Source organism: Nitrososphaera sp., from assembly GCF_050748925.1.
GTDB lineage: Archaea > Thermoproteota > Nitrososphaeria > Nitrososphaerales > Nitrososphaeraceae > Nitrososphaera.
On the sequence record NZ_JBOGQF010000190.1, the window covers coordinates 1 to 2,561 of the forward strand.

General features: G+C 57.8%; 2 protein-coding genes and 1 pseudogene. All 3 read left to right on the forward strand.

The window, feature by feature from the left end:
• Positions 1 to 741: uroporphyrinogen-III C-methyltransferase (gene cobA, locus ACREAY_RS11250; protein ID WP_431755865.1), on the forward strand; the 741-nt coding region annotated here is incomplete at its 5' end.
• Positions 692 to 1,498 carry a uroporphyrinogen-III synthase gene (locus ACREAY_RS11255; protein ID WP_431755866.1) on the forward strand — a complete coding sequence of 269 codons (807 nt, stop codon included), beginning with the start codon at positions 692 to 694 and terminating at the stop codon, positions 1,496 to 1,498. The genes cobA and ACREAY_RS11255, both read left to right, overlap by 50 nt.
• Before the next feature lie 207 nt (positions 1,499 to 1,705).
• A pseudogene (locus ACREAY_RS11260) lies at positions 1,706 to 2,561 on the forward strand (hypothetical protein); the annotation flags it as partial.

Genomic DNA, 2,561 nt, shown 5'->3' on the forward strand with positions numbered 1-2,561 from the left:
GGGCCCGGCGACGCGGGGCTCATGACAGTCAGGGCGATGGAGCTTGTGAGATCGTGCGACGTCATCCTGTACGACAGGCTGGTGGGGCAGGGGATAGTCGACCAGATGCCCGCGGGCACTGAAAAAGTGTACGTGGGAAGGGCGGTAGGAGACCCGACTACTCACCAAAAACGCACCAACGAGCTGATGGTCCAGCACGCCAAAAAGGGTAAGAGCGTGCTCCGGCTCAAGGGGGGCGACCCGTTCATCTATGGCCGCGGCGCAGAGGAGGCCGAATACCTGCTAGAGCACGGAATAGAGTTTGAGATAGTGCCAGGCATCACTTCCGCGATAGCGTCCCCTGCCTACGCGGGGATACCGCTGACGCACAGGCAGCACTCGTCATCAGTAGCAATAGTGACCGGCCACGAGGGCGAGGACAACAAGGGCGAGACGTCTGTGAACTGGAAAAAACTGCCCGGCGCAGTTGATACTATAGTCGTATTGATGGGCATAGGCCAGCTGGAGCAGATATCGCGTGACCTGATAAAAGGGGGCATGAAGAAAACCACTAAAGTGGCCATAGTCGAAAGCGGCACCACGGACAGGCAGCGCGTGGTCACGGGCACGCTGGCAGGCGCCGCGCGCCTTGCAGCCAGGAACAACGTCCGGCCGCCAGCCATAGTCGTGATTGGCAAGGTCGCTTCTTTGCATGAAAAGATCGGGTGGTTCAAGGGTGGCAAAAGCTCCGGGCCTGTATGACCGCGTCATAGCCATAACCAGGAGCGAGCAGGAAGCGAGAGAGTTTTCGCTCCTGGTAAAGGCGGAAGGCGGCACGGCAGTCGCAGTTCCTGCCATAGAGATAGTCCCTGCGGGACCCATAGCAGGCCATGAATTCATCGCATTGCTAAGTGAAAAAAAGCACGACTATTGCGCCTTTATGAGCGCGCAGGCGGTGCGGGTGCTCTTTGGACTCGCCGACGTGCGGGCTGCTCTGATGCCCACCGGGGTGATAGCTGTCGGCCCCAGGACAAAGCAGGAGCTTGAAGAGCACGGCGTCAGCGTCGACATGATGCCGGATACATACTCTTCTGTCGGGCTTGCAGAGATGCTGGCCGGGAAAAACCCGAAAGGCAAGAAGATAATCATCCCGAGGAGCGGCGAGGCCAACGAGTTTGCGGCCAAGGCGCTGTCGGACCTTGGCATGGAAGTGGACGAGGTGCTCCTGTACACCGTGCGCACGGGGGGCGTGACTCCTGCGTGGCAAGAGTTTCAGAAGATGCTTGCAGCCGGCATCGTCGATGCTGTGGTGTTTACGAGCGCGTCCAACGTCCGGGCGTTTTTTGAGCTGATGGCCAGGATGGAGGCGAGCCTTGAGAACGTGGAGGCGATATCGATCGGCCCTTTCACCAGCGCCGAGCTGGAAAAGAGGGGCGTGAGATACCGCGAAGCGCAGGACCACACGATAGAGGGAACGGTCAAGGCGGCAAAGGAACTTTTCTTCAAGAGTTCAAGGTAAGGACGAGTTTCACGACTGCGTAGACGATGATGGCCGCCCCACCTGCCGCTACAATCATGAACTTTTTCTTGGCAGGCGACATGCAGGTGGTTTGCGGGCAATTCTTTTTAAAAGTTGCCTTGCAGAACCCGGTGGCGAATCTGTTTTAAAAATGGCCGGCCTACAATACAGGGATGGCAGCTGGCAAAACCGGCAGGGTTGCGTAAGATGAGCAAGCCTGCGCATCAGGACGGCGCTGTCGGCGCGACCATAGTCTCAAAGGCCCTCGCTAGCAACATCGACGATTTCTGGTTCTCGGTAAAGGACGGCGCCGCCGTGAGGCCGTTTGATTTTGTGTCGGTCAAGAACGCACAGAAAGAGAGGATCATCGGGATCGTAAACGACCTGCAGGTAATCCCGTCAGGAAAAGCCGACTCGTATTCTAAAGAAGGCACCATGGCTGCCAAGGCAGCAATCCTGGCAAACACTCCTTCTTTGGCAGGCATGCCGGTGATGCCGGGCAGGAAGGTGAGGCTGGCAGACGCCAAGGAGGTGCTTTTTGCCCTGGGCATACCCGAGATGGCAAACCCCGTGCCTGCAGGAGTCATAGAGATGACAAACGGCCTGCAGGTCCCGGTGTCCCTTGACGTGTCGTACCTGGCAGGCCCGGACACGGCGCACGTAAACGCGGCCGGCATTTCGGGAAACCGCAAGACCAGCTACCTGCTTTTCTTGCTCCAGGCGGCATACCAAAAGCTGTCCAGGGAGGGCGCGAGCCTCATAGTCTTTAACACCAAGGAGCAAGAGCTGCTCCAGATCGATTCCAGGGAAGGCGAAAAGTTTGGCAAGGAAGACGCGAAATTATTCAAGCTGCTGGGCCTTAGCGCAGAGCCATTTTCAAACGTCACCTACTATTTGCCGAGGGGAAGCGACGGCAAGCCCAACTCGGCCATAGTGCCGAAAAACAGCAAGGCGTATTCCTACGAGCTTGGCGACATCCACGACAGGCTCGAGCTCTTGTTTTCGCACACGGCTGACCCGCGCTACGACAGCATCCTGTCCATCGTAAACTATATCTCCGAGT

Bases quoted from the DNA above. Each gene is read 5' to 3' on its own strand.
- ACREAY_RS11255 (WP_431755866.1), top strand. From the start codon at position 692: ATGAAAAGATCGGGTGGTTCAAGGGTGGCAAAAGCTCCGGGCCTGTAT.